Here is a 981-nt window from a genome sequence, read left to right on the forward strand (position 1 = left end):
TTTCTAACGCATCTTGTACGGCTTTATCTTCTTTATCTGTTGGATCTAACGTTAAACCTTCTGCGTTATCAATAGCTTTTTCAAGTTCCGTTTTATCTGCTTTCGCTACTAAACCAGCTTGCGCATCTTTTAATGCTTGGGTTGCTTTTTCGATTTCTTCTACTGTTTTACCAGTCGGTGCATCGACGATTGCTTGACCTGCTGCTTCTGCATCAGTTAATGGTTTCACGCTATTAGGTGTGTAATCATCTTTATTGATTGCTTTCGCTTTTTCAAGTTCTGCTTTTAATGCGTCTAATGCTGCATTCACTGCGTCTGCTTTATCTTGAGCAGTTTTCGCTTCGATTGCTTTGTTCAACGCATCTTTCGCTGCATTAACTTCATCTTGAGTTGCATTTGGATTTGCTTGAACAGCTTTTGCTTTTTCTAACGCATCTTGTACGGCTTTATCTTCTTTGTCAGCTGGATCCAATGTTAAACCTTCTGCATTATTGATTGCTTTATCAAGTTCTACTTTATCTGCTTTCGCTACTAATCCAGCTTGGGCATCTTTCAATGCTTGTGTAGCTGCTTCTATTTCTTCAGTTGTTTTACCATCTGGAGCATCAACAATTGCTTGGCCTGTTGTTTCTGCATCAGTTAACGGTTTTACACTGTTCGGTGTGTAATCGTCTTTATTGATTGCTTTCGCTTTTTCAAGCTCTGCTTTCAATGCGTCTAATGCTGCTTGTTTAGCATCTGCTGCCTCTTTCGCTTCTTTTGCATCCTGGGCATTTTTAGCATTAATTGCATCTTCTAAAGCTGCTTTCGCTGCATCTACTGCGTCTTGAGAAGCATTAGGGTCTGCTTGAACTTCTTTTGCTTTAGCTAACGCGTCTTGAACTGCTTTATCTTCTTTGTCAGTCGGATCTAATGTTAAACCTTCTGCATTATTGATTACTTTATTCAACTCATCTTTATTAGCTTTTGCTTCTAAAGCTT

Annotated in this window: 1 protein-coding gene; it reads right to left on the bottom strand. The window is 39.1% G+C overall.

Annotated elements, in window-relative coordinates; all coding sequences use genetic code 11:
- Window positions 1–981, bottom strand: a 981-nt coding sequence (locus HMPREF2937_RS10980; protein ID WP_180364643.1) for an FIVAR domain-containing protein, incomplete at both ends; no start/stop codon positions are given.

This window comes from Staphylococcus sp. HMSC061G12, assembly GCF_001838465.1.
GTDB lineage: Bacteria > Bacillota > Bacilli > Staphylococcales > Staphylococcaceae > Staphylococcus > Staphylococcus simulans.